Source organism: Bacillus sp. OTU530, from assembly GCF_038440375.1.
In genome coordinates this window covers 79,606-106,398 of sequence record NZ_JASATP010000015.1, presented here as the reverse complement: position 1 = coordinate 106,398, position 26,793 = coordinate 79,606, and the positions used below count along the sequence as shown (strand labels likewise).

The window sequence follows — 26,793 nt, the reverse complement described above, 5'->3', positions numbered from 1 at the left end:
TGTTCACTCCTTATTCCGACATCAAGGTCATACACTTCTTCTGTGCTCTCCATTTACAGGTTCATTATACTGCCATGCCATATCTTTTTTCTACTGATTTGTCTCCCTAAAGACCTGTTTTAACGCCTGCACATATTTACGGACAGTTGATACTGACACATTATATATATTTCCAATTTCGGCTTGCGTCATGTTTTTCTTTTGGTCACTGCGTACAAGATACTCAACAGCGGCTGACCAGGCAGATGCATTAGACACTCTTGTACTCTTCTCATAAAGATGCAAAAACGTATAAAACCAAAACTGCAAGCACTCCTCAATTAACTCATCATCTTTTCGTGTATAGCTGTATAAGACATTCGCAACCTGTGCACACTGCTCAAACATTTCTAAATCTCTATCTACTGTTTGACCAACCGTCTTTAAGAAGAAATAATGTGCCCACCGAGAAAGAATCCCAAATTCAGAAGATAATTGTGCAATACGCAAAAAAACATCCGCCTTTTCTTCCGTCTGCAGCTCATTCATTAAATAGAGTGCAAGCATTTTCCCCTGCGTCGTTTCCTCTTCCTCAAACGAATATTTCAGCTGCATGAGTAAAGCCTGCTGGTGAGGTCCGTCCTCTGTAAAATCGGCGGCTCTCCAAGGCTCCTTGCCTTCTCTTTCCGGATACAGGTCAATCACCTGCTTCCATACCTTTTCAGCCATCTGCTCATCGCCAACCATATAAGCGGAATATGCAAGCCAGTAATAATAGCTAACATCTCCTTCATAACCACGACGTCTGAGCAGCTTCAACCATTTATATGCAAGCTCAAAATGTCCGATTGTCGCAAACGTTGTTCCTAATTTAAAGCGATGCTCCGTCAAAATCGGGTACACACGCTCCAGTCCCTTCGCCAGTTCCTCAACCTGCTTTTGACGGCCGATGGCATAAAAGAAAATAACGTTATTGCACAAAGCATGCAAATTCCCCGGATTTTTTTCCAATACTTCCTCGCAAATTTGAAGTGCTCCCTCAACATCCCCAAGCTGAAAGCGAACGATCGCCAAGTTGTTATAAGCAGCCCAAAATTCCGGATATCCAGCGATGATATCCTGTAAAACCGCAATCGCCTCCTCTAACCTTCCATTGCGGATATATCCATTTGCTTCTTCCTGCATAAGAATAAGCTCGTCCTCGTCCTCGAACTCTGCTCCGCCTTCTTCCTCAGCAATCAAATCGAGCAAATCCAATGCTTCCTCGACGAATTCTTCCTCTTCCGCCGTCTCCAAATAACGCTGAGCATATTTCTTTGCCTGCTGAAACAACCCAAGATATGCATAATTATTTGCCATAAAATAATGGCATTCCTTCACAGTAGAATCCGCACGTAACACCGCCGAGAAAATTTGATTAGACTCGTGGTACTCTCCAACCTCGGATAAAGTAATGGCCAACTGACATAACATAAATGGCTCCTTCTTCACGTCCACTGCTCTCTTTAAATATTTAACTGCCTCTTGCAGATTATTGCGCCGATATGCTTTCATGCCTCTTTCATAAAAAAATTCGGCAGACTGATGGAAGGTCACAACTTGTCCCTTCACTTCTCGCACTCTTTCATTTTTCCCCATAAAACCTCCACTTTTCTCTTTGTCCCACACGAAATCCACAGTATCTTTAATTATAAGTATAAACGATTCCTAAGAAAACAAAACAATATATTATATACAGATTATGGAGTTTTATACAATACGTGCAGATACCGCCCTAGGAGGCTCTTTTACCTCACTTCGTCGAATCGTCCCCCGGCTAAAAATGTATCCTCTCAGAAAATGATAAAAGCAATCGACTACCTGCCGATTGCTTTATTATGTACGCCTAGCCATCTCTTCTCTTGTATAAATGATTTGCATCGGATTCCCGCCGACAAACGCTCCTGCTGGAACATCCTTATGTACAAGTGTACCAGCTGATACAACAGCGCCGTCACCAATCACGACACCCGGCAAAATCGTTGTATTCGCTCCAATCATTACCTCATCGCCAATGATTACATCTCCCAGACGATATTCGGTCACTAAATACTCATGCGCCAAAATCGTTGTATTGTAGCCAATGATTGTATTGCGGCCAACCTTAATTTTTTCTGGAAACATCGTATCAGGCATAGCCATAAGCGCAAAGGCTGTTTGCTCACCAATTTCCATACGCAAGAAGGTGCGGTACAGCCAGTTTTTCACATTCAAAAACGGCGTATACCGCGCTATTTGAATAATGATAAAGGTTTTGACCACCTTCCAAAAGGATACAGTTTGATATATCTGCCATAGCGAGTTCGCACCATTTACAGGGTACCGCGTCGTCCGCCTCACAGCCTTCTCTCCTCGTTATAAAATAGTCAACAAGTCGCTCATTTTCTCCAGCATATAATCCGGCTTATACGCAGCTAGATAATCGCGCCCTTTAATTGTCCAGGCTACACCCGCAGTTTTGGTACCAGCGTTTTTGCCTCCTAAAACATCATGATGATTATCCCCAACCATGAGCGTAGTAGCAGGATTGGCATCCAAAAGACGCAGTGCCTTTTCAATCGGCTCCGGATGCGGCTTCACATGCTCGACATCATCAATCGTGACAATGACATCAAAAAATTGATGTAACTTTGTCAAATTCAAGCCCATTTCTACCGTTTTTCGCGCTTTTGTTGTAACAATACCTAGCTTATAGCCTTGTTTTGCGAGCTGCTCTACTGTTTCATAGACCGTCTCATACTCTTGCACAAGCTCATCATGATGCGCATGATTGAATTCGCGGTACGCCTGAATCATTTCCTCTGTACGCTCCAGATCCATAGATGAAAAAGTTTCACGCAGCGAAGGACCGATAAATGCGAGCACATCCTCCCGTTTATATGTATCCGGATAATACGTATCCAACGTATGCAAAAATGAAGCAATAATCAACTCATTCGTATTAATCAACGTTCCATCCAAATCAAATAATACAGTATTAATTTTCATAAGCCCATTCCTTTCATTCAACTCTTCTTCAGATGATTGAAACCAAAATCTTGCGTACAATTGCTGTAAAACTTAAAGAAAACTCGCTGATTGGCAAGCCGCCACACGCAGACAGAGGCGTAGCCCTACTTATCCTGTATTCCTAAAATTTCTCGCTACGTCGAATTGGCTTCCGGCTAGAAATTTATACTTTCTTACAGTGTAAAAAAACATAGCACCCTCTACAAGGCGCTATGCTCACTCGAATGCATCTCCCGCGGACTTACGCCTCTAGGTAACGTTTATTAGCATACCCCATTTTCCTGCGAACGAAGATGAGTACAATAGCTAAAACAATCAGCACGATCGACATCACCTGCGCAATGCGGAGCGGACCAAGCATTAAACTATCCGTTCGCAGCCCTTCAATGAAGAAACGACCAGCAGAATACCAAATCAAATATGTTAAAAACAGCTCGCCGCGGCGAAGGTTGGCTTTTCGTAATAATAATAAAACAATGACCCCTGCAAAATTCCAAAGTGATTCATATAAAAAGGTCGGCTGATAATACACACCGTCAATATACATTTGATTAATAATAAAGTCAGGTAAATGTAGACCTTCCAAAAACCCGCGCGTCACTTCCCCGCCGTGCGCTTCCTGATTCATGAAGTTGCCCCAGCGGCCTATCGCCTGTCCTAGCAAAATGCTCGGCGCTGCAATATCAGTCAGTTTCCAAAATGACAAACCTCTCATTCTTGCAAAAACAACACCGGTTATCATGGCACCAATTAAGCCGCCATGAATCGCCAGGCCGCCCTGACGGATATTAATAATTTGACTAGGGTTAGCAGAATAATAACTCCATTCGAACAACACATAATACGCACGTGCACATAAAATCGCAATCGGTACCGCAAACAATACAACATCAACAAATGTATCCTTTGGCAAACCCCGTCTCTCCGACTCCCGAACAGCAAGCCATAACCCAAGCAGTACACCTGAGCCAATAATTAGACCGTACCAGTAAATCGGAAAAGGCCCGAGCTGAAGGGCAACGCGATCTAAATGCGGAATACTTCCAAGCAGCATCTTCTCCGCTCCTCTCTCTTTCTCGGTTTGTGATTAGGCTTAAGACGAGACAGCTCGTCCCCAGACCGAATCAATCCTGATTGCTCATCTCAATCGCACTCATAAGGCGTTCAGAAAATTGCTGCGCTGCGTTGACACCCATGCGTTTCAAACGGAAGTTCATCGCGGCCACCTCGATAATAACTGCAAGGTTTCGACCTGGACGAACAGGAAGCGTAATTCTTGTTACTTCCGTATCAATAATTTTCATTTTTTCCTCATCTAGACCAAGACGATCATAGTTCTTCTTTTGATCCCATAACTCAAGATTGATAACTAACGAAATACGTTTATGATTGCGGACTGCTCCTGCTCCGAACAATGTCATAACATTAATGATGCCCAAACCGCGAATTTCAAGCAAATGCTCGATTAACTCTGGCGAACTACCAACAAGTGTATCATCATCCTCCTGACGAATCTCCACACTGTCATCGGCAACAAGACGATGTCCGCGCTTCACTAGCTCCAGCGCTGTTTCACTTTTTCCGACACCGCTTGAACCCATAATAAGTACGCCAACCCCGTATATATCAACCAATACACCATGAATTGCTGTTGTTGGCGCAAGCTTGCTTTCTAAATAATTTGTCAGTCGGCTGGACAACCTTGTTGTTTTCAAAGAAGACTGCAAAATTGGTACATCCGTCTCACGCGAAGCTGTAATCAGCTCCTCTGGCACTTCCTGACCGCGCGTAACAATAATGCAAGGTGTTGTTGGTGTACAAAGCGCGTTCATCCGCTCCGCCTTTTGCTCTGGACTAAGCGTATGAAAGAACGTTAACTCCGTTTTCCCAAGCAACTGTACACGCTCCGCCGGATAATATGTGAAGAAGCCGGCCATTTCAATCCCCGGTCTCGATAAATCGCTCGTTTGAATTGGGCGGTTTACACCCTCTTCTCCGCTGACAAGCTGCAGCTGAAATTGCTCAATTAAATCTCTTGCGCGAACCTTCGGCATATCGCTACCTCCATCTTAAGTATACGTTGTTCATTGTATCATTTTTTTGAAGAAACAAAAAATAAAGATTGGATAAAAATAAGGAACACTACCATTTAGGAAAATAAGCCGCTTCTCACTTCAGCTGCCGGACAACTGCTCCTTAGTCTGCTGGTTAACTCGAAATCAGCTAGCCTTGCTTACTCCATAATTACAATGCTGCCTCTAGACTAGATCCTTTCAGCTGTTCTTCCTCTATGCTTAGTCCTTCCTTGAAAGAGGCTCTACTATCACCTTATCAATAAGCATATTCAAAACAGAGATGCATACAGCTACCGCTACCGCTGTGCCGAAGCCTTTAATATCAAAGGATGCCCCAAGAAGGCTGTCCGCAATCTTTAACGTAATCGCATTAATAACAATGAGAAATAGTCCAAACGTAACAACTGTAATCGGCAGTGTCACTACAATGAGCAGCGGTTTAATAAACGCATTCAAAAGAGCCAATACAATACTCGCTGCGACGGCCGTCGTAACATTTTCTATATAAAAAGAAGACGGCACCAAAATTTTAAAAATCCCTGCTATCACAATGAGTACAATGCTGTTGCTTATAATTGAGATGATCCATCTCATTCTTTTACACATCCTTTAAAACTTATGTATGGAAAAGCTCCAAAAGAAAAGCTTTTCTTTTGGAGCTTTTTGTATGGATAGGAAGGTATAAATTCCTAATTAAGAACCATTCGACACAGTCAGAAATTTTAAGAATATAGTATAAGAGCACTACGCCTCGGGCTTCGCCCAAGAGCGGGACTCGCCAATCGGCGAGTTTTCTTTACAAGATAAGAAAGGATAACTTTTCGGGGTGACGTCTAGCTCCCAAGACCCCAAATGGCAGACTCCGGTCCGCCCCTACGCTGCCATAAAAGGCGGGCCTTGTCCGCTTTTCTTACACTGTAGGAAAGTATAAAATTCCAGCTAGAAGTGAATTCGACGTAGTCGGAAATTTTAGGAATACAGTATAAGGGCAACTACGCCTCGGGCTTCGCCCAAAAGCAGGGCTCGCCAGTCGGCGAGTTTTCTTTATCTACTTCATCAATTCGACTTCCTCTACCCGCTGCTTCATCCGGGCCTTATCACGTTCTAAAATCGTTTTTAAATACTTTGCCGTATACGACTTCTCCTCGTGCATTACCTGCTCAGGCGTACCGGTCGCAACAATTTGTCCTCCCTTGTCACCGCCTTCTGGGCCGAGGTCAATGATATAATCTGCAGCCTTGATCACATCCAAGTTATGCTCGATTATAAGTACCGTGTCCCCATTTTCTACAAGCCGCTGCAGCACTTTAAGCAAACGTGCGATATCATCCACATGAAGACCTGTTGTCGGCTCATCTAAAATATAGATCGTACGCCCGCTTGAACGACGATGCAGTTCTGATGCCAGCTTCACACGCTGCGCCTCACCGCCCGAAAGTGTTGTTGCCGGCTGGCCTAGCTTCATATAATCAAGACCAACATCAGCAATCGTCTGCAGCTTCCTTCTAATCTTAGGAATATTTTCAAAGAACACAAGCGCATCCTCAATCGTCATATCGAGTACGTCAGCAATATTTTTATCCTTATATTTTACTTCCAGCGTTTCACGATTATACCGCTGGCCATGACAAACTTCACACGGTACATATACGTCCGGCAAGAAATGCATCTCAATTTTGATAATACCGTCACCTCGGCAAGCCTCACACCGCCCGCCTTTGACGTTAAAGCTGAAGCGCCCTTTTTGATAGCCACGCACCTTCGCTTCATTTGTTTGCGCAAATACATCGCGAATATCATCGAACACACCTGTATAAGTAGCAGGATTTGAGCGCGGTGTTCTGCCGATTGGTGATTGGTCAATATCAATGACTTTATCAAGATGCTCAAGACCTTTAATATCCTTATGCTGACCAGGCTTGCTTTTCGCATGATGCAGCTTTTGTGCGAGCGTTTTGTAAAGCACCTCATTAATCAACGTACTTTTCCCGGAACCGGACACACCTGTTACTGCAATAAACGTACCGAGCGGGAAGGACACCTTCACACTCTTTAAATTATTCTCCTTCGCACCAACAATTTCAATTTTGCGCCCATCGCCTTTGCGACGTTCCAGAGGTATCGGAATGAATTTTTTACCAGCTAAGTATTGTCCTGTCAGCGAGTTCTCATCCTCCATCACTTCACGAGGCGTACCAGCTGAGACAACCCGTCCGCCGTGAATGCCTGCACCTGGCCCGATATCGATCAGATAATCCGCCGCCATCATTGTATCCTCATCATGTTCTACAACAATGAGGGTATTACCAAGGTCACGCATATTTTGCAGCGTTTGAATGAGACGGTCATTATCCCGCTGATGCAAACCGATTGAAGGTTCATCAAGAATATATAATACTCCCGTTAATCGAGAGCCAATTTGTGTGGCTAGACGAATGCGCTGTGCCTCTCCACCTGACAGTGTGCCTGCTGATCGGTTTAACGTTAAGTAATCTAATCCAACATTCAGTAAAAAACTGAGACGTTCTTTAATTTCTCGCAAAACTAACCGGGCAATCGCTTCTTGCTTATCTGTTAGCGACAATGTATTAAAAAATTCATAAGCTTCTGTTACTGAGAACTTAGTTGTATCCGCAATCGTATTGCCGCCGACAAACACAGCAAGAGTTTCCGGCTTTAAGCGGGCACCCTTACATTTCGGACATGGCTGCTGCGCCATGTATTTTTCCATTTGCTCACGAATGTAGTCAGAGCTTGTCTCGCGATAGCGGCGTTCAATATTCGGGATCACACCTTCAAAGAAGATTTCGCCTTCCTTGAGTTGGCCAAAGTCGTTTACATAGCGGAAATAGACCTTCTCATCCCCGCTTCCATATAGCACCTTATCCAACAAATGCTTTGGAATGTCCTTCACCGGGATATCCATTTCAATGCCGTAATGATTACAAACTGCTTCAAGCAGCTGCGGATAATATTGTGAGCTGGTCGGTTCCCACGGTGCAATTGCATGATTGCGCAGCGTCAAATCCGGATTCGGAATCACGAGCTCGTAATCAACCTCAAGCTTCGCGCCAAGCCCATCACAAGATGGACATGCTCCAAATGGACTGTTGAAGGAGAACATCCGCGGCTCCAACTCACCAATGGAAAAGCCGCAAAGCGGGCAAGCATGATGCTCGCTAAACAGCAACTCCTCCTCTTCGATAACGTCGATCAACACACGCCCTTCTCCAAGCTTAAGAGCTGTTTCAAGCGAATCTGCAAGACGAGAGGCAATGCCTTCCTTCATTACGATGCGATCCACTACAACCTCAATCGAGTGCTTTTTATTTTTATCAAGCTGAATATCATCAGATAGCTCGCGCATTTCCCCATCAATCCGAACGCGTACATAGCCCTGCTTTTTAATATCCTCCAGCACCTTGACATGTGTTCCCTTTCGTCCTGAAACAATTGGCGAGAGCACCTGCAGCTTTGTTCGCTCCGGATACTCCAAGATGCGGTCGACCATCTGCTGAATCGTTTGGGATGTAATTTCGATGCCATGATTCGGACAAATCGGGGTACCAATGCGTGCAAACAACAAACGCAAATAATCATAGATTTCTGTCACTGTTCCGACTGTGGAACGCGGGTTGCGGCTCGTTGTTTTTTGGTCAATGGAAATTGCAGGCGACAACCCTTCAATTGCATCTACATCCGGCTTATCCATTTGTCCGAGAAACTGGCGGGCGTACGCTGAAAGGGATTCAACATAGCGCCGCTGCCCCTCTGCATAAATCGTATCAAATGCGAGAGAGGACTTTCCCGAACCGGACAATCCCGTTACAACAACAAGCTCATTTCTCGGGATGGTGACATCAATATTTTTTAAATTATGGGCTCGTGCACCCTTTACAATAATTTTATCGTTCATCCTTGTCACCCCTCTGCTTTTAATTCCAACAGCAAATCACGAAGCTCGGCAGCACGTTCGAAATCGAGTGCTTTGGCCGCTTCCTTCATTTCGATTTCGAGTCTGGCAATCATATTGACGCGCTCTTCCTTTGTCATTTTCTTACGGGACAGCTGTTCTGCTTCATATGACGGTGTTTCCTCAGCAACCTGCGTTGCACGGATAATGTCGCGTACCTCCTTGCGAATCGTCTGCGGCGTAATGCCATGACGTTTGTTATACGCCTCTTGAATTTCTCGGCGGCGCTGCGTCTCAGTTATGGCAATCTCCATGGATCTCGTAATTTTATCAGCGTACATAATGACGCGGCCATTCTCATTCCGCGCAGCGCGGCCAATCGTCTGAATGAGCGAACGTTCCGAACGAAGAAAGCCTTCCTTATCGGCATCTAGTATGGCGACAAGCGACACTTCAGGAAGATCAAGGCCCTCCCGCAAGAGATTAATGCCAACAAGCACATCATATTTTCCTAACCGCAAATCGCGGAGAATTTCGATTCGTTCAAGCGTCTTAATTTCCGAATGCAGATAATTGACTTTAATCCCAATATCCTTTAAATAATCCGTTAAATCCTCGGACATTTTTTTCGTGAGCGTCGTAATTAACACCCGTTCATTTTTCTCGACGCGATCTCTGATTTCGCCGATTAAATCATCAATTTGCCCCTCAATCGGACGGACATCGATGTTTGGATCCAACAGGCCAGTCGGGCGGATAATCTGCTCAACAGGCTGCGGCTCATGCTCCAGCTCATAAGGTCCTGGTGTCGCTGAGACGTAGACCAGCTGATGCGTAGTTCTCTCAAACTCATCAAATGTTAACGGACGGTTGTCGAGAGCAGACGGCAAACGAAAGCCATGGTCTACAAGCACCTGCTTGCGCGCTTGGTCACCATTATACATGGCACGAACCTGCGGAAGCGTCACATGCGATTCGTCAATCACCATCAAAAAGTCTTCCGGAAAATAATGAAGCAATGTGTATGGTGTCGATCCAGGAGGCCTTAATGTCAAATGCCGTGAATAGTTTTCAATGCCCGAACAAAAGCCCATCTCACGCATCATCTCTAAATCATAACGCGTTCGCTGCTCCAGGCGCTGTGCTTCCAGCAGCTTTCCGTTCTCACGCAGCTTCTTTAGCTGCTCATCAAGCTCTTTTTCAATATTTTCAATCGCAACGGTTAGCTTTTCTTCCCTTGTGACAAAGTGAGATGCTGGAAAGATCGCAACATGCTCACGCTCTGCAAGCACTTCGCCTGTTAATGCATCCACCTCACGGATACGGTCAATTTCATCGCCAAAAAACTCGATGCGAATGCAGTGCTCATCACGAGAAGCAGGGAAAATCTCCACCACATCGCCTCGTACGCGAAACGTTCCCCGCTGAAAATTTATGTCGTTGCGCGCGTACTGCACATCTACAAGCTGACGAAGCAGTGCATCACGTCCCTTCTCCATCCCAACGCGAAGGGAAACTACAAGCTCCTTATACTCCTCCGGTGAACCTAAGCCATAAATGCATGACACACTCGCTACAACAATAACATCCCTTCGCTCAAATAACGCGGATGTCGCAGAGTGGCGCAGCTTATCAATTTCATCGTTCGTCTGTGCATCCTTTTCAATATACGTATCCGTCTGCGGCACATATGCCTCTGGCTGATAATAATCGTAATAACTAACAAAATACTCAACAGCGTTATTCGGAAAAAACTCTTTGAATTCGCTGTACAGCTGCCCGGCAAGTGTTTTATTATGAGCAAGCACAAGCGTAGGCTTGTTCACCTCTTTGATCACATTAGACATTGTAAAAGTTTTTCCTGTACCTGTCGCACCGAGCAGCACCTGATGGCGTTTTCCTTGCCGAATTCCCTCCGTTAGCTGTTGAATCGCTTTCGGCTGATCGCCTTGCGGAGAGTACGATGAAACAACTTCAAATGGACGTTCCAGCATGTCTAACCTCCAGAAAACAAATTTACCCTTATTGTACCATGAAGACAGGAAAAAACACCAAGAAAACGAACAAGTATTCGATAAGAGTTTTGAAGTTTAGGGGCATAAAAACAGTTTAATTAAAATGAATCAAATCTACTCGGTTCTAACTTTTCTTTGAGTAGAATTTCTAGAGCGGATAATATGTGCAGTGATAAGCTGTTAATTAATAAAAGTATACAATATGATGAACAATGCAAAGCTGGACAAGGACGCCTTCATCAATAAATCATATATGAACCTGGAGGCAAACAAAAACACGGGCGAAGCGATGTTCACCCGTGCTGACAGTTCGTTATTCTTCATATTCTTTTTCGTACTTAGCTGATCGGATGTCCTGTTCCTCACCAAATTCGGTTCCATATGCCAGTCTTGGATTAAAGACAGCTGATTGTCTATCTCTTGTCTCTCGCTCAGGGGAAATATGGTCAAGAAGACGCGCATGAACGAAAATTTCCGCGGCTCCTATAATCACTGCCGATAAAATACTGCCCCAAGCAATTTGGATATAGCTGTGCAGGAGCACACTGCCAAAAATCCAGACACTTAAATACACTAAAAGGAAATCCACCACAGTAGCGGCTGCACGTCCCCAGTTTGGCAGGACAATTCTGTCTCCTAGCATATACGAAACAACAGTAACGAACAAACTGAATGACAGAATGTCAACAATGTTCGCATCAAAAAATAAATCTAAACCAACCGCAAAAGCAATGATGCAGCTTATAAATTTAACAAGCAATACAGTTATATGCTTCATACTTTAAACCTCCCTCTCTTCTCTAGTTTGAATAAAAAGAGGCAGATTCATACATGCAGTGCCCAAATTTTCAGGAATTTATTTCCGAAATCGATAATTATTTTCCCCTCTTTTCTTCGTCTGATGCATTACAGCATCCACATGCTTCAACAGTCCCCCATATCTATCATGCTATCCCGATTGCCGGTCCCAAATCAGCACTCCATCCTGGATGAGGTGCGCCGGGCTTAACACAACAAAATCAGCAAGGGCAGATAGTTCTTCCTCGGAGCCAACGCCGCATAATACACTAATGCCACAGCCTGCACCGCTATTTTTCGCTAACTGTAAATCCTTCTCCGTATCTCCTACAATAGCCACCTCATGCGGCTGTAATCCAAACTGCCTGCAAAAGGCGTACACTACAGCAGGATCCGGCTTTTTTGGATATAATTCAGCCGTGCCAACAAATGAAATATACTCTTCAATATGAAGTGCCTCGATACAAAGCCTTGTAATTTCATTATCATCAGACGTAGCAATACCAATCGTGAGCCCCTTTTCCTTCATCTGCGAAAACAGCGTCTGTAAGTCACATGTCGGCTGCACATTCTGAATGTGTTCCTTCGTCTTTAGAGTAGCTTGCTCCATAAGCCACCCGTGCAAGTCGGGGATATCATAAGGAAGCACAGCTTGAAATGCACGTGAAATATCGAGAGAGGTACCGCTGGCAAAGTATCCTTTCTCATCTACCTGACCATTATGGAGGCCAATGGAGGCACATAACGCCTCCTTCAGCTCATTATTTCTTGCTTCTCCCACTTTTTCCAGCAATGCATCAATTACTTCATATTCAATTGCCACCCACAGCATGCCAAAATTTAAAAGCGTACCGTCCTTATCGAATAAAACTCCTTTAATCCCCATTTCCTGAACCACCGCTTTCTTTGCTAATAGCTCCATCATACACGCAGTAGTATGCTCCACAAAATCATTCAGCTCCATTTTCACTCTCTTTTCACCATTCGTCCGTATAGTAAAACCTGTAGCAAATAAAGAAAACTCGCCGATTGGAGAGCCCTGCTCTTGGGCGAAGCCAGAGGCGTAGTTGCACTTATACTGTGTACCTAAAATTTCCGGCTACGTCGAATTCACTTCCAGCTGGAAATTTATATATTCTCACAGTGTAAGAAAAGCGGACAATGCCCACCCTTGGGCGAAGACAGAGGCGTAGTTGCACTTATACTGTATTCCTAAAATTTCCTGCTACGTCGAATTCACTTCCAGCTGGAAATTTATACTTTCTTACAGTGCAACGAAACCACATACACATACATATCAACACTATAGGAGGAAAAGGTCATGAAAAGACGCACATTAGGAATCGTAGCTGCAGGAACTCTCGCCTTCGGAATCGGACTTGTAAACGGTATGCCGGCATTTGCAGCGCAAAGCACTACAACGCAAACAACACAAGCAGCGGAACAGAAATATGGTCATGGAAAAGAACTAAGCACGGAGGCTGTTACACAAAAGGCAAAGGAATTAGGAATTGCAACAGATGGTAAAGATACACAAACTTTAGCTAAAGAAGTGCGCGATGTCCAGTTAAAGCAGGAAGCAAAGGAGCTTGGCATTTCCACTGACGGTAAAGACAGTGAAACACTCCAAAAAGAAATTCGTGATACAAAGGTGAAGGCTGAAGCAAAGGAGCTCGGCATTTCCACCGACGGTAAAGACAGTGAAACACTCCAAAAAGAAATTCGTGATACAAAGGTGAAGGCTGAAGCAAAGAAGCTTGGCATTTCCACCGACGGTAAGGACAGTGAAACACTCCAAAAAGAAATTCGTGATACGAAGGTGAAGGCTGAAGCAAAGGAGCTTGGCATTTCCACTGACGATAAAGACAGTGAAACACTCCAAAAGGAAATTCGTGATACAAAGGTGAAGGCTGAAGCAAAGGAGCTTGGCATTTCCACCGACGGTAAGGACAGTGAAACACTCCAAAAAGAAATTCGTGATACAAAGGTGAAGGCTGAAGCAAAGGAGCTTGGCATTTCCACCGACGGTAAAGACAGTGAAACACTCCAAAAAGAAATTCGTGATACAAAGGTGAAGGCTGAAGCAAAGGAGCTTGGCATTTCCACCGACGGTAAGGACAGTGAAACACTCCAAAAAGAAATTCGTAATACAAAGGTGAAAGCTGAAGCAAAAGAGCTCGGCATCTCTACTGACGGCAAAGACACAGAAACTTTAGTCAGTGAGGTGCGTGACGCGCAGGTGAAAAAAGATGCAAAAGAGCTTGGCATCTCCACCGATGATAAGGACACCCAAACATTAGCTAAGGAAGTCCAAGATGCGAAAGTGTTAAAGGCAGCAAAAGAGCTCGGTATTGATACAGCCAATAAAACAACAAAAGAGCTTATGAAGGAGATTTCTACTAAATCCCCTGAAACAGCAAAAACATTATTTCAAGATAACTATCATAACTTTGGCTATGATAAGGGAATAGGCGGCAAAGGCAGAGGAATGCGTTAATCTTCTGATAGCCTATGTATAAAAAGGGATTTCAAACAGACCGATACGGTCTTTGAAATCCCTTTTGCATATGTTTATCTCTCACATTTTGCAGCCTTTGTATACATATGTTGAAAATTTTTTGCTTTTCTCTCCCGGTAGTTTAGAATTCCCTTTAGTTTTTTATAAAGAAAACTCGCCGATTGGCAGGCTCTGCCCTTGAGTGAAGACAGAGGTGTAGTTGCACTTACACTATATTCCTAAAATTCCGGACTGCGTCGAATTTGCCTCCGAAATTTATACTTTCCTACAGTGTAAAAGAACTAATAATTTGTCGAATATTGGTTTATTTTATTCAGAATACGTGATAAATTATATTTAAATTTATTGAAAAGCGGATTTTCCAATTGTTTTACATGAATTTAGGAGCAATGTCACGCCACCTTGCAGCGTTAATTTGCAGCAGGAAAAATGAAATCTAAATAGGGCAAACTCGTCGAAAGTCGAGGACGCAAAGCCTACAGATCTACGGCAGTTGTGCTATGATGGCTGGGTTGCATAAATTTTTTGTTTACGCCCTATTTATGTCTATATAGGGTGTTTTTTGTATTTGCCAGTCCGCAAAATGAAACGGTTCCTAAATAATACATAAGTTAACGCCCATATAGATATATAGCATATTTAAATCGTGATACGAAGCGTTATATTTTTATGTCCTAAAGTACTGATAATAAATTTTAATTCGTAACAGGAAACAGCTAAATCTATATGAGGCAAACCCGTCCCAAGTCGAGGACGTAAAGCCTACAGGTCTACGGCAGTTGTACTATGATGGCTGGGTTACATAAATCTTTATTTTCACCCCATTTATGTCTATACAGGGGTTTTTTTATATTTGCTGAATCTCAAGCGAAAGGAATTTTAATGACATGAGAAAAGTTGCAGAAATCCTTGCTATTAATCTTAAGAATATGGGTGTACGTCATGCATTTGGTGTTCCTGGAAAACCTATTGTTCCAATTTTACTCGAATTAGAGAACCATGGTATTCAATTCAATCTAACTAGGCATGAAACTGGAGCTGGTTATATTGCTTCTGGTTATTCCTTAATGAATGATTCTATTGGAGTCGCAATAGGTACTTCTGGTCCAGGCGGCACCAATTTGCTGACGGCTGCGGCACAAGCAAAAGCATGGCATTTACCAGTTGTTTTTATTACAGGGCACCCCTCTGCTAAAGATATGGGTAAACCGTTTGGACAAGACTCTTCAGCATTTGGGACAGACTTAATAAAAATGTTTGAGCCAGTAACAAAATTTAGCGCACGCATAGACCGAGCTGAATCATTTAAAAGTATTTTTTCTCATGCTATTGAGAGCGCATTATATGGAGTGAAGGGACCTGTTCACCTTTCACTCCCTATGGATGTATTGGATGAGCAGGCAGAATCTTTTATTTTAGACATACCCGATGAAGCTCCACATGTGATAGCGACCCAAAAGGAGTTACAACAAGCCTTAGATTGTATTTTAACTTCTAAGCGGCCTGTCATGATTTTAGGAAAAGGTGTGCATTCCTCCAGAGCCTATGAGGAAGTCATTCGTTTAGCGGAAACCTTTAACATACCAGTCATGACAACACCTGGCGGAAAAGGAACATTTCCAACAACACATGATCTGTCCCTAGATGGGTTTGGACTAGGCGGCTCTGCAAAAGCTAGTGAGTATTTAAAGAATAAGAGTGATCTCATAATTGTAATAGGATCTAAGTTATCTGATATGTCTATTGTTGGACTGGATCCCGCTTTGTATCCAGATAAAATTATTCATTTTGATTACGACTATACGTTTATTGGCAAATCAATTCCTGTTGCAACACAGCTTGTTCTTGGTGACGCTAAGCATAATCTTGAGAGTTTATTAAAATTAATTAAGACAGATAGATTAGCTAAACCTTTTTCAAAGCCGCAGATACATATTAGTGCAGAGCTACAAAAGGAAACACCGATTACAGTTGAAAGGCTACTAGCAAAGCAAGTCATTGCTGCCCTAAGAGAGAATTTTCCCGCAGATACTGTTTTCTTTGGTGATGATGGCAGCCATTCCTTTTATGCTATTCAGCACCTAACACTGACAAAGCAGGCCACATTCTATTTTGATGATGTTTTTGGCGCAATGGGACATGCTATTGGTTTTAGTATTGGTGCGAAGTTAAGCAATCCTACTAAGCCTATCGTCTGTTTAACAGGTGATGGATGCTTTTTTATGCATGGAAATGAGGTTTCAACAGCAGTTGACAGCAATGCAGCTACTATCTTTATTGTTTTGAATAATGGAAGACTTGATATGGTCGATAAAGGTATGTCAAACAATGCTGGAAAAGCTGTTGGCACTATTTTCAAAAATGAACTCAACGTTAAAAAATATAGTGAAGCAATGGGAGCATTATCCTTTAAGTGTTGGACTATTGAAGACTTACACCTGGCTCTCAAGGAAGCTCTGAACAATCACAACGGACCGACAGTAGTTGAGGTAATGGTTGATCAAGAAGAAATCCCACCAACGCTGTTGAGAGGATAGCACTATAAGAAGATGAAACGAATGCTTAAAGCATTAAGAAAAGCAGACAAGGCCCGCCTTTTATGGCAGCGTAGGGGTGGGCCGGAGTAAAAGACGCTTTTTTCCTTTTGCGGAGGTTCAGCCCTATGCTGCCACTTTGGCCTTGGGAGCTAGACATCGCCCCGAAAAGTTATCCTTTCTTACAGTAACCGATTGGCAAGCCGTTAGGCGAAGACAGAGGTGTAGTTGCACTTATACTTTGTTCCTAAAATTTCTCACTACGTCGAATGGTCTTCCTGCTAGAAATTTATACTTTCTTAAAGTATAAAAAAAATCCCCCCAAACGGAGGGACAACAATTTATATTAAATAAGGGGGGTAAGGCATAACATGAGAAAGGGTTTAGCTAAGTCGAGCAGCTTGTCCTTCCTTAGGACTTCGCTGCTTTTAACTGTTCCAATTGCTGTTCCACTTCAGCCTGCAAGAGGGGGTTCATGCTCGGTTGATGTGGAGCTGCAATTTCTTGGCTTGCTTTTGCTTCAGCTTCTAACGCCCAGATGCGCTCTTCCATTCTGGCAAAGCCGCGCATTGCGTTATCTGCACTAAAAGACGCAATTGTTGTATTGATTTCCTTCACAGCCCTCGCAGCATGCGCTCTGGCGATCAGCTCCTGCTGCTTCAGCTTCAGCTCTTCATACTTTTCCTGCAGAGCCTTTACCTTTTCATACAAATTAGTAGTTTGTACTTGCATCGCTTCATACTGTTGCTTGTACGATGCTAGCTTGCGTTCCTGTACAATCTTATCCTGCAGCGCTAATTTTGCAATTTCGTCCTCATTTCGCTCCACTGCAAGGTTTGCTTGTCTAAGGCGCTTTTCAACAGCTTCCTGCGTTTGCAAAGTAAGCATTTCATACTTTTTCTCCAAAAACAGCTGCTCAGACAGTGCCTGCTGCGCCTTTACGAGCTGCTCCTCCATCTCGCGCAAGTATTGCTTGATCATGCTGAGTGGATCTTCCGCTTTATCAAGCACACCATGCACATCAGCAAGTGCGATATTTTTTATTCGTCTAAAAATCCCCATCTTACTGCTCCTCCTTATGGATTTTATTTTCCCATTCGTCTAAGTAATCAAGTTTATGTGAATCCAAGCTAGAAACGCCTGCTGCTTCTGCTTGTACATAATTTGCAGAAGAGGCGTCCTCATTTCGGCCGTTTTTATAAGCAAGATAAGCTGCTACAAGAATAATCGGAAGAATCAGCACCTTTGGCAATAACAGAATAGCTGCCCATACCATGAGTGCAATTCCAATCCATTTACGGATTCGATTGCCCGCGGCAAGCTTCCATGTTACCCATCCGATTATGAAAAGACCGGCTTGTATCAGAATATGGATAATCCCAAATCCATGCATATGACCATGTCTACCCATTCCAGAAGAAAACTCTGTGCCGCCACGGAAATGTCCTCCTGGAGCAAATCCGCCGCCTTGGAACTGATGCATGCCTTGTGATCCGAGGCCTCCTCCAAACACGTTAAGCTGCTGGAATGTGATGCGCGCAATTACAAACACTGCTACAGTAATAAACGCCCACACAAGCCATTTTCCTTTTTTCATCACTGTCACCTCCTTTTCGATAAGCTACCTTGTCTACACTTTGAATTGTAGTAGAGAAAAGAGAAAATACAGTGAAAATCCTAAAGAACATAAATATTTTCTTAATAAAAAAAACTCGCCGATTGGCGAGCCCTACCTTTGGGCGAAGACAGAGGCGTAGCCCTACTTATACTGTATTCCTAAAATTTCTCGCTACGTCGAATTGTCTTCTAGCTAGAACTTTATACTTTCTGAAAGTGTAAAAAAGAAAAAAGCTACAGTAACGAGGAATCGTACGTAGCTTTTTTGATAAGTATATTTACCTCTGCCAGGATTCTAAACTTTTATCACCAAGCACAAAATTACACCGCTTCTATATCCAAATCATAATCACGCTGTACAAAAATAATCCCTAGCTCATGGTGGTCATTCTCGAAAATGGCGCGCTGCAGGATACGCGGCTCGGCGTTGACATCAATCACCTCAAGCTTGCAAAAAGCTCCCGATGTATTGTGCTGAAGCGCTTGATAAAACTCGCGAAGCGATTTTGGTACAACACCGTTTACCTTTGAGATAATCTCTCCTGGCTTAAGGCCCATTTCCTCAGCAGGCGAATTCGGAAGCGTATCTAAAATCATTAAGCCGGCACCTTTCGGCGAGAAGAATGCCGGATGTTTTTCATCCTCTATTTGCTCGCGAATCGTAATGGAAAGCCGGCCAAGCATTGCGGCACCTGCAGCTGCAATCGCAATCCCCGGCAGCCAGTAACTAATGACCGCTAACAGTAGCACAAAAAGGCCTAAACCAGCTACACGTCGTCCAGTATAAAAGATTGCCCGGCTAGGAAGCTGTCCTTTTATCGATTTAGAAAATCCGATGCTAAATGGCACAAGGAAAAGAGAAAACACATTAGTATCAATCGTGATTACCGGCCACCAAGCAAACACCTTCGTCATTGCATCCCCTGGCACCAAGATAAAAATCGGGACGAACCAAAGCCTCTTGCAAACATGCATGCCAATAGACATACCACGCTTTCCTTTTAAGACCTTTGGCGTAGAGATACGCGAAGCTCGTCCTAAAATGAGCAGACCCTCTACAATAAGCAGAGACGCCATTAGCACCGCAAGCGCCGTTAAATTGGTAGCGCTGCTGTCTGCCAGCCATGCATCCAACAGAGGCTGCCCTGTCTTCCATGATGGAGAAAGCAAAAAATAAAAAATAGCAATGCCAAAGCTGTAGGCTGCTGATAAATAACGATATTGCGTGAGAAGCGCAAACAAAACGGTCCAACAAGCGATGATGAGAAGACTTGCTTTCGAAAGGATGATACCGACGCCAATAAAGATAACAGATATTATCATCCCAAAACCAATACCTGACGTGGCAGATGTACGAAGCTCGTACCAAACATCATACACTTTAAATGAAAAATCCTTGCGCTCCCGCTTTACGCGCCAATACCCAGCTAATAAGCTGCTGATAAAGAATATATAAAAAACAGGATGCATAAAAAAGCGCCCAAATGCGTTGAGTATCTCTGAAACAACTATACTCATTGCTACACCACCTTACTTATAAGCTTTCTTTTTTAATTTTATCATACTCACGGCTTTTTTCGTTTTTGTTCATACAAAAAAGTATACAGACACTCTGTCTGTATACTTTTCGACAATTTCTATGAAATCCCTGTCTTACTTCGCCAGTAATTTCACTGCTGCTTGCAGCTGTAAGTCATTTTCACTGGAGCGAATTTTTTCTATTACTTTGTTTTGAATCGCTTCTGCCGTCTGTTTATCAATTTTACCAGTTGCTTCGAGCTTATTTGTCTGCTGGAATGTTTTCACCGCTGATTCTGTTTCCTTGCTAAAGTAGCCGTCCTTGCGTCCTGTCTCATAGCCAAGATCATTTAAGAGCTGCTGTGCACTTTTCACCTGCTCATTGTTATCGTTAAAGGACAAGGTCTTTTCAAACTGAATTGGTGTAGCATAGTAGTAGGCAGGCTGCTTCACTTCCAGCGTCGGCTCAATTCCCTTTTGATGAATCCAATTTCCGTCTGGTGTCAGCCATTTGAACATTGTAAGCTTAATATTGCTGCCATCAGCCATCGGCACTGCCTGCTGAACCGTTCCTTTTCCGAATGATTTTACGCCAATAAGCGGGTAGCCTTCCGCTTCCTTGAGCGCTCCTGCTAAAATTTCGGATGCGGATGCGCTGCCGTTATCAATTAAGACAGCAATTGGATATGGCTTACGTTCTTTTAAATCTGTAAAATACTTTTGCTTCTTACCGTCTCGATCTTCGATTTGCAGCATTGGCTTTTTATCCGTTACAAGCTCCTTCAAAATCGATTCCACACTTTCTAAATATCCGCCTGGATTCCCGCGCACGTCAATGATAAGACCTGAGATATCCTTCTTTTCCAGTGCCCCAAGCTTGCTTGCAAATTCCTTCGCTGTATCTTCTGAGAAGGAGGTAATTTGCAGGTACCCGATATCCTTTCCATTCTCCTTCTTAACCGAACTAAACACTGTTAGCATTGGAATTGTATCGCGTTTAATTTTAAACGTAATTGTCCCATCTGTTCCTGGACGTTTAATATCAAGGGTCACAAAAGTCCCTTTCTTCCCGCGGATTTTGAGTACGGCCTCTTCGCGTGTTAAATCGGCTACGCTTTTTCCATCTACCGCTACAATTTGATCATTTGGTTTGATCCCCGCCTTCTCAGCAGGTGAATCCTTAATAGGAGAAATAATAATAAGCTTGTCGTCAACCTTGTTCACCTCTGCACCGATGCCTTCCAGCGATGAATCTAAAGATTGCTGGAATTGAGTCGCTGTTTCCTTATCCATATAAGCAGAGTATGGATCCTTCAGCGTTCCAAGCATCCCCTGAATAGCCCCTTCTACAAGCTTACGATCATCCACATCCTTTACATACCGGGAATCAATGAGGTCATATGCCTGTTCAATCTTCTGTAAATCAGATTCCTTGGTCGCCGAGTCGGATTGACCCAATTGTCCTGCTCCAAGCCAATAACGTCCGCCGGCAAACATTCCGCCTGCTCCTAACAAAAATGCCGCAATAATCCAAACGATAGCCACTTTACGTTTCAATGCGGAACTCTCCTTTCCGGTTCGCATAATATTTCGGTCCTTCAACCGCATTTGTAGATACGAGAAAAATTAGCCGAGTAATATGTATGTGTATGAAAAGGCATCACACTACTGTGCGATGCCCAACCTATACCTACTATATGATAAGCTTGTACGAAATATGTTTGCAACTTTTTTATCGAGTCATTGTTACACTTTCAAGAATCTGCGTACCGACATTACACTTCCCCACATCCCAATAACCGCACCAATCAACAGAAGAAGCGCAGAAAGTTGGAACACAAATGGGTTATAAGGAAGCATTTCAAAAATTGTACCTGTTAATTTTTCATTCAGCACACTAAGCGCAGAATTGTATGCCGTTAAAATTAAGGCAATCGGAAGGATTGAACCAAGCACACCGAGGAACAAGCCTTCAAGCAAAAATGGCCAGCGAATGAACCAATTCGTCGCACCGACAAGCTTCATAATCTCAATTTCTGTACGTCTTGCATAAATTGTAATCTTAATTGTATTTGAAATCAAAAACATAGCTGTGAACAACAAACCGGCAATTAAAACCACTCCGATGTTACGCCCGATTTTCACTGTGCTGAAAAGCTTTTCAACCTGACCTTTACCATACTGTACCATGCTTACAAATTGCATCTTTTCGATTTTTTTGGCTGCTTTTACTGTATCAGTAGGTTTCTTCGTTTTTAAAATATATACATCCTTCAGCGGATTGTCCTGTTCAAATAGCTCAAACGACTTGCCGCTATCTCCAAAACTTTTAATTACACGTTTTAATTCATCTTGTTTAGAAGAAAACTTGATAGAATCAACTTCTGGGAGGCTTTGAATACTTGCTTTTAAGGCCTCCTGATCCTCCTTAGTGGCAGCCGGATCAATGTGCACACGAATCTCTACATCCTTTTCAACCTTTGAAGCAAAGTGGTTCATATTCATAATAACTGCCAAAAATACCCCGACAAGTAAGAGTGTAATCGTCACAGCACTGATAGAAGCAAATGTCATCCAGCCATTTCGTGCCAGACTTTTCGCTCCCTCACGCAAGTGCCGGGAAAAGGTTTTAATCTTCATAGCCGTATCCTCCCTCAGCCTCATCGCGCACAATTGTTCCGCCTTCGATTGCAATTACGCGGTGGCGAATTGTATTCACAATATCAGCATTATGAGTTGCCATAATAACTGTTGCACCTTGTTCATTAATCTCTTTAAAAATATCCATAATCTCCCAAGAGGTATTCATATCCAAGTTTCCTGTTGGCTCGTCCGCAATTACAACCTTGGGTTTATTCACAATAGCGCGGGCAATCGCTACGCGCTGCTGTTCGCCTCCAGAAAGCTCAGTTGGAAAAGATTGCACTTTATGTTCAAGTTTCACGAGCTTTAATACTTCCATCACGCGTTTTTCAATCACTGCTGGCTCCTCTTCAATAACCTCTAAGGCAAATGCCACATTTTCATAGACTGTCATTTTTGGAAGAAGACGATAGTTCTGAAAGACTACGCCAATTTGACGACGGAAATGTGGAACATCCCGCTCGCGCAGTGACTCTATTGAAATAGTATTTACATTAATAGAACCCGTGGTCGGCTTTTCCTCACGGTACATCATCTTAATAAAGGTTGATTTCCCTGCTCCGCTCGGTCCGACTACATAAAGAAATTCACCCTGCTTAATGTTCACGGAAATCCCATTGATAGCTTTTACGCCGTTTGAATATGTTTTATATACATTGTTCATTCTTATCATTTACATCACCCGATCAAACATATTTTCCCTTCGACACTGTTCAAATCTATACGACAAATTCCCTGAAAATCTACGCAAAAAAATAAACGCTTTTAGCTACGCTCCTCATTGTAACATCATTATTTTTCAAATGTGTCTACATTTTTATTACATTTTTGTTACAAACAAGAAAAAGAGTACCTTTTGTCAGATATAGAAAACTCGCTGATTGGCAAGCCGTTAGGCGCAGACAGAGGCGTAGTTGCACTTATACTTTATTCCTAAAATTTCCGACTACGTCGAATTCGCCTCCAGCTGGAAATTTATACTTTCCTAAAGTGCATAGAAAACTCGCTGATTGGCGAGACGTTAGGTAAAAACAGCAGCTTCATTACATTTAACATCTCTACTACGTTGAATGGTTTCTGAGGTGGAAATTACACTAAAAGAAGTGACTTAAGCCTAGAGAGGGTATATAGAACCTTCTGCTCTAAGCAGCAAAAGGTTCCTGCGTCTTTATTTTTTTTGGGAAAGCCATTCTGCAAGCTTCGTTGCATCCTCGCCCTCAACAACTCCGGCCGGCATACTGCCGCGTCCATTTAAAATAATTTTCTCAATTTCTTCTTGGCTGTATTTATTGCCAACCTTCTGTAGGTTTGGTCCAATCTGCCCTTGAAGATCATTGCCGTGACAGCTTGCACAGCTTTGCTGAAACACCTTATCCGGATCTGCACCACTACTTGCCGTTTGATTGGAGTTTGAATTAGAAGATGTGTTTTCTTCTGTTTTTCCACATGCACCTAAGCTTAAAAGAAGAGTTGCCCCTGCCACAACAGCTAACAATTTCTTATTCATTTTTCTCACCTCCTACTTGGAAAGAATTTCATACCATTTTTTATTATAATAACCCTTCCGTGATTTGGAAAAAAATTATGCTCTGCTAAAGCCTTCCCCAAGTACCTCTGAGGCATCCATTACGATAACAAAGGCTGAAGGATCAAGACGTCGCACAAGTTGTTTCAATTTTGTGAACTCCCTTTGGTGTACAACGCACATCAGTACAGGACGCTCATCATCTGTAAAGCCGCCCTTCCCTGGAAACGTTGTTACACCGCGGTCAATTTCCTCAAAAATACCGCGCCGCACTTCCTGCTCGTGATTCGTAATAATCAGCGCTGTTTTCGAGCGGCTAAAGCCGACCTGGATAATATCAATTGTTTTGCTTGTCACATATAAACTCAATAGAGCATACATTCCACTCTCTAGACTAAATACAATTGCAGACGTTACTACAATCAAGCCATCGATGACCGCAACACACATCCCCAAGCTCAGCCCTGTATACTTATGAACAATTTGTGCCGCTAAATCCGTTCCGCCTGTAGAAGCCTTCCCGCGAAAGACAATCCCAAGGCCAATGCCAACTCCAACACCGCCAAATAAAGCGCCAAGCAATGGTTCATGTGTCGCTGGCTGCCAATCCCGTGTTAAATACACAACAAAGGGTAAAAACAAAGTGCCTATAAGCGTTTTGGCGCCAAACTTCTTACCAAGAAAGATAACCCCGGCAATAAACAAAGGAATATTAAAGCACCATTGTACATAAGCAGGCTGCCAGTTAAATACTGCATACAAAATCGTACTAATGCCGCTTACACCGCCTGAAGCAATTTTGTTTGGCAATAAAACTACATTAAAAACAATTGCAATAACCGCCGAGCCAAGAAGAATGTACAAATATTCTAAGATGATTCCTACACTTGGATGATAATCTACTTCGTTCCGTTTCACTTTTAAATCCCCCAAAACACGCTATATCTTTTTTTATTTACAGTAATACTTTTCTATTTTCTGTACTATCGAAAGCAAACATTATAAGAAGGGTTTTTATAAGCCCTCTCTATATATTCCTTAATTTTCGACTTTTTACAGCAAATATGTATATCGATTATGATATACATGCCATTCATAAAAAGAGAAGCTGCTATACAACTTCTCTTCCCCTTATATTCCCCAATAGAGAGAATACAAAGACATTCTCCGTTTTCTCCCCATTCGCCAACATCGCGTTGGCATTTTTTTATACTGTAGGAAAGTATAAATTTCCAGCAAGAAGTGAATTCGACGTGGTCGGAAATTTTAGGAACACAGTATAAGTAGGGCTCGCCAATCGGCGAGTTTTCTTTATGATCTTTAATCTTTCCTCAGCCTTATGAAGTGGCAGCCTAAAGCTAGGTGAAAGAGTCTCATCTATAGAGATTCCTTATTCATAAGAGAACCCCGCCACCAAAAGAAAACTACCTTTTGTGACGAGGATCATAAGGGCTACTTCCCTGCATTATCTTTTGCAGAACCACATGTTTTGCTTTTATGCCATGCGGGAACGCAGGTATGCGTCAATAAATGTATCAATTTCTCCGTCCATGACTGCCTGTACGTTTCCAATCTCGGTATTTGTACGATGATCCTTTACAAGGGAGTATGGATGGAACACGTAGGAGCGGATTTGGCTGCCCCAGCCGATCTCCTTTTGTTCACCGCGAATCTCGTCCAGTTCCGCCTGCTGCTCTTCTAATTTCTTTTGATAGAGCTTCGCCTGGAGCATTTTCATCGCACGCTCACGGTTTTTAATTTGAGAACGCTCTGTCTGACATGTTACAACCGTGTTTGTAGGAACGTGTGTAATCCGAACAGCAGAGTCCGTCGTGTTAATATGCTGTCCACCCGCACCACTTGCTCGGTACGTGTCAATTTTCAAATCCTCAGTGCGGATGTCAATTTCAATACTGTCGTCAAACTCCGGCATAACCTCGCAGGATACAAATGATGTATGCCGGCGGCCCGAAGAGTCGAATGGAGAAATACGTACAAGGCGGTGTACACCTTTTTCGGCTTTTAAATATCCATACGCATTATGCCCTTTGATTGAAAGCGTGACGCTCTTAATACCTGCTTCATCACCCGGCAAGTAATCCAGTGTTTCTACTTTAAAGCCGCGTTTTTCTGCCCAGCGTGTATACATACGCAGCAGCATACTGCCCCAGTCCTGCGACTCTGTTCCACCTGCACCTGGATGCAATTCTAAAATCGCATTATTTTTGTCATATGGATCGCTTAGCAGCTGCTGAAGCTCGAATTCGTTCATGCTTTGTAAAAGCGTGCGAACCTCACGCTCAAGCTCCTGCTTCAGTTCTTCATCGTATTCTTCTTTCACAAGCTCATGTGTTACTTCCAAGTTTTCGTGCATTTCATTCATTTCGTTAAACTGCCCAACCTGTTCCTTTAACACATTCGCTTCATTAATAACAACCTGTGCGCTTTTTTGATCATCCCAAAAGCTAGGGTCAGACATCATTTCATCTAGTTCTTCAATACGCTGCTCTTTGCCAGCGAGGTCAAAGAGACCCCCTAAAGTCCGCTAATCGCTTAGCCATTTTCTCTAACTCTTGTCGAATTTCTGTTAATTCCATGTTATCCACCTCT

At 43.1% G+C, this 26,793-nt stretch carries 21 protein-coding genes and 2 riboswitches; of the genes, 1 reads left to right on the top strand and 20 read right to left on the bottom strand.

Annotation, left to right across the window (positions count from 1 at the left end):
* Positions 1-90: 90 nt before the first annotated feature.
* The 11 genes from AAHB12_RS13395 to AAHB12_RS31780 form a co-directional block, all read right to left on the bottom strand.
* The gene (locus AAHB12_RS13395) at positions 91-1,617 is read right to left on the bottom strand and encodes a tetratricopeptide repeat protein (RefSeq protein WP_342045643.1); all 1,527 of its coding nucleotides are present in this window, start codon (positions 1,615-1,617) and stop codon (positions 91-93) included.
* Between the two features lie 237 nt (positions 1,618-1,854).
* Positions 1,855-2,358, bottom strand: coding sequence for an acyltransferase (locus tag AAHB12_RS13390; protein ID WP_342045642.1), 504 nt, complete (start codon positions 2,356-2,358; stop codon positions 1,855-1,857).
* 15 nt (positions 2,359-2,373) lie between these two features.
* Positions 2,374-3,006 (bottom strand): pyrophosphatase PpaX, encoded by a 633-nt coding sequence (gene ppaX / locus AAHB12_RS13385; RefSeq protein WP_129730019.1) that lies wholly within the window; start codon positions 3,004-3,006, stop codon positions 2,374-2,376.
* Positions 3,007-3,268: 262 nt separating this feature from the next.
* Positions 3,269-4,081, bottom strand: a complete 813-nt coding sequence (lgt, locus tag AAHB12_RS13380; protein WP_342045641.1) for a prolipoprotein diacylglyceryl transferase — start codon at positions 4,079-4,081, stop codon at positions 3,269-3,271.
* 70 nt (positions 4,082-4,151) lie between these two features.
* A complete protein-coding gene (hprK, locus tag AAHB12_RS13375) occupies positions 4,152-5,081 on the bottom strand; it encodes an HPr(Ser) kinase/phosphatase (RefSeq protein ID WP_342045640.1) in 930 nt (309 codons plus the stop codon).
* 240 nt (positions 5,082-5,321) lie between these two features.
* A complete protein-coding gene (locus tag AAHB12_RS13370; protein ID WP_129730013.1) occupies positions 5,322-5,696 on the bottom strand; it encodes a phage holin family protein in 375 nt (124 codons plus the stop codon).
* A gap of 454 nt (positions 5,697-6,150) precedes the next feature.
* Positions 6,151-9,018, bottom strand: coding sequence for an excinuclease ABC subunit UvrA (uvrA, locus tag AAHB12_RS13365; RefSeq protein ID WP_342045639.1), 2,868 nt, complete (start codon positions 9,016-9,018; stop codon positions 6,151-6,153).
* A 5-nt stretch (positions 9,019-9,023) separates the two neighbouring features.
* Positions 9,024-11,009, bottom strand: coding sequence for an excinuclease ABC subunit UvrB (uvrB, locus tag AAHB12_RS13360; RefSeq protein ID WP_446715556.1), 1,986 nt, complete (start codon positions 11,007-11,009; stop codon positions 9,024-9,026).
* Between the two features lie 334 nt (positions 11,010-11,343).
* Positions 11,344-11,808 carry a YndM family protein gene (locus tag AAHB12_RS13355; RefSeq protein WP_342045638.1) on the bottom strand — a complete coding sequence of 155 codons (465 nt, stop codon included), beginning with the start codon at positions 11,806-11,808 and terminating at the stop codon, positions 11,344-11,346.
* Between the two features lie 171 nt (positions 11,809-11,979).
* Positions 11,980-12,792 (bottom strand): HAD family hydrolase, encoded by an 813-nt coding sequence (locus AAHB12_RS13350; RefSeq protein ID WP_342045637.1) that lies wholly within the window; start codon positions 12,790-12,792, stop codon positions 11,980-11,982.
* 491 nt (positions 12,793-13,283) lie between these two features.
* Positions 13,284-14,012 carry a BspA family leucine-rich repeat surface protein gene (locus tag AAHB12_RS31780; protein WP_446715557.1) on the bottom strand — a complete coding sequence of 243 codons (729 nt, stop codon included), beginning with the start codon at positions 14,010-14,012 and terminating at the stop codon, positions 13,284-13,286.
* A gap of 768 nt (positions 14,013-14,780) precedes the next feature.
* A riboswitch (cyclic di-GMP riboswitch) is annotated at positions 14,781-14,866 on the top strand.
* A gap of 200 nt (positions 14,867-15,066) precedes the next feature.
* A riboswitch (cyclic di-GMP riboswitch) is annotated at positions 15,067-15,152 on the top strand.
* An 81-nt stretch (positions 15,153-15,233) separates the two neighbouring features.
* Here AAHB12_RS31780 and AAHB12_RS13340 point away from each other — a divergent pair.
* Entirely contained in the window at positions 15,234-16,883 is a 1,650-nt protein-coding gene (locus AAHB12_RS13340; RefSeq protein WP_342045635.1) for a thiamine pyrophosphate-binding protein, read from the top strand.
* Positions 16,884-17,291: 408 nt separating this feature from the next.
* Here AAHB12_RS13340 and AAHB12_RS13335 read toward each other — a convergent pair whose 3' ends face one another.
* From AAHB12_RS13335 to prfB, 9 genes are all read right to left on the bottom strand, one after another.
* On the bottom strand, positions 17,292-17,942 hold the full coding sequence (locus AAHB12_RS13335; protein ID WP_342045634.1) for a PspA/IM30 family protein: 651 nt from the start codon (positions 17,940-17,942) through the stop codon (positions 17,292-17,294).
* A gap of 1 nt (position 17,943) precedes the next feature.
* Positions 17,944-18,477: a hypothetical protein gene (locus AAHB12_RS13330; protein WP_342045633.1), complete on the bottom strand. Its 534-nt coding sequence runs from the start codon at positions 18,475-18,477 to the stop codon at positions 17,944-17,946.
* Positions 18,478-18,818: 341 nt separating this feature from the next.
* Positions 18,819-20,015, bottom strand: a complete 1,197-nt coding sequence (locus AAHB12_RS13325) for a PDZ domain-containing protein (RefSeq protein WP_342045632.1) — start codon at positions 20,013-20,015, stop codon at positions 18,819-18,821.
* Between the two features lie 135 nt (positions 20,016-20,150).
* Positions 20,151-21,572, bottom strand: coding sequence for a S41 family peptidase (locus AAHB12_RS13320; RefSeq protein WP_446715555.1), 1,422 nt, complete (start codon positions 21,570-21,572; stop codon positions 20,151-20,153).
* Positions 21,573-21,761: 189 nt separating this feature from the next.
* Positions 21,762-22,655 carry a permease-like cell division protein FtsX gene (ftsX, locus tag AAHB12_RS13315; RefSeq protein WP_129729993.1) on the bottom strand — a complete coding sequence of 298 codons (894 nt, stop codon included), beginning with the start codon at positions 22,653-22,655 and terminating at the stop codon, positions 21,762-21,764.
* Positions 22,645-23,331, bottom strand: coding sequence for a cell division ATP-binding protein FtsE (gene ftsE, locus AAHB12_RS13310; protein WP_342045630.1), 687 nt, complete (start codon positions 23,329-23,331; stop codon positions 22,645-22,647). The genes ftsX and ftsE overlap by 11 nt, the downstream gene beginning before the upstream one ends.
* 495 nt (positions 23,332-23,826) lie before the next feature.
* Positions 23,827-24,165, bottom strand: coding sequence for a cytochrome c551 (gene cccB, locus AAHB12_RS13305; RefSeq protein ID WP_342045629.1), 339 nt, complete (start codon positions 24,163-24,165; stop codon positions 23,827-23,829).
* Between the two features lie 75 nt (positions 24,166-24,240).
* Positions 24,241-25,101 (bottom strand): YitT family protein, encoded by an 861-nt coding sequence (locus AAHB12_RS13300; protein ID WP_246040311.1) that lies wholly within the window; start codon positions 25,099-25,101, stop codon positions 24,241-24,243.
* Positions 25,102-25,678: 577 nt separating this feature from the next.
* Positions 25,679-26,780, bottom strand: a protein-coding gene (prfB, locus tag AAHB12_RS13295; protein WP_342045628.1) for a peptide chain release factor 2 whose coding sequence is annotated in 2 segments (ribosomal slippage) — positions 25,679-26,707 and positions 26,709-26,780 — 1,101 coding nt in all. Because the reading frame shifts where the segments join, the coding sequence is not laid out codon by codon here.
* Positions 26,781-26,793 lie beyond the last annotated feature (13 nt).

Bases quoted from the DNA above. Each gene is read 5' to 3' on its own strand.
- AAHB12_RS13395 (WP_342045643.1), bottom strand. From the start codon at position 1,617: ATGGGGAAAAATGAAAGAGTGCGAGAAGTGAAGGGACAAGTTGTGACC.
- ppaX (WP_129730019.1), bottom strand. From the start codon at position 3,006: ATGAAAATTAATACTGTATTATTTGATTTGGATGGAACGTTGATTAAT.
- lgt (WP_342045641.1), bottom strand. From the start codon at position 4,081: ATGCTGCTTGGAAGTATTCCGCATTTAGATCGCGTTGCCCTTCAGCTC.
- hprK (WP_342045640.1), bottom strand. From the start codon at position 5,081: ATGCCGAAGGTTCGCGCAAGAGATTTAATTGAGCAATTTCAGCTGCAG.
- AAHB12_RS13370 (WP_129730013.1), bottom strand. From the start codon at position 5,696: ATGAGATGGATCATCTCAATTATAAGCAACAGCATTGTACTCATTGTG.
- uvrA (WP_342045639.1), bottom strand. From the start codon at position 9,018: ATGAACGATAAAATTATTGTAAAGGGTGCACGAGCCCATAATTTAAAA.
- uvrB (WP_446715556.1), bottom strand. From the start codon at position 11,009: ATGCTGGAACGTCCATTTGAAGTTGTTTCATCGTACTCTCCGCAAGGC.
- AAHB12_RS13355 (WP_342045638.1), bottom strand. From the start codon at position 11,808: ATGAAGCATATAACTGTATTGCTTGTTAAATTTATAAGCTGCATCATT.
- AAHB12_RS13350 (WP_342045637.1), bottom strand. From the start codon at position 12,792: ATGGAGCTGAATGATTTTGTGGAGCATACTACTGCGTGTATGATGGAG.
- AAHB12_RS31780 (WP_446715557.1), bottom strand. From the start codon at position 14,012: ATGCCGAGCTCTTTTGCTTCAGCTTTCACCTTTGTATTACGAATTTCT.
- AAHB12_RS13340 (WP_342045635.1), top strand. From the start codon at position 15,234: ATGAGAAAAGTTGCAGAAATCCTTGCTATTAATCTTAAGAATATGGGT.
- AAHB12_RS13335 (WP_342045634.1), bottom strand. From the start codon at position 17,942: ATGGGGATTTTTAGACGAATAAAAAATATCGCACTTGCTGATGTGCAT.
- AAHB12_RS13330 (WP_342045633.1), bottom strand. From the start codon at position 18,477: ATGAAAAAAGGAAAATGGCTTGTGTGGGCGTTTATTACTGTAGCAGTG.
- AAHB12_RS13325 (WP_342045632.1), bottom strand. From the start codon at position 20,015: ATGAGTATAGTTGTTTCAGAGATACTCAACGCATTTGGGCGCTTTTTT.
- ftsX (WP_129729993.1), bottom strand. From the start codon at position 22,655: ATGAAGATTAAAACCTTTTCCCGGCACTTGCGTGAGGGAGCGAAAAGT.
- ftsE (WP_342045630.1), bottom strand. From the start codon at position 23,331: ATGATAAGAATGAACAATGTATATAAAACATATTCAAACGGCGTAAAA.
- cccB (WP_342045629.1), bottom strand. From the start codon at position 24,165: ATGAATAAGAAATTGTTAGCTGTTGTGGCAGGGGCAACTCTTCTTTTA.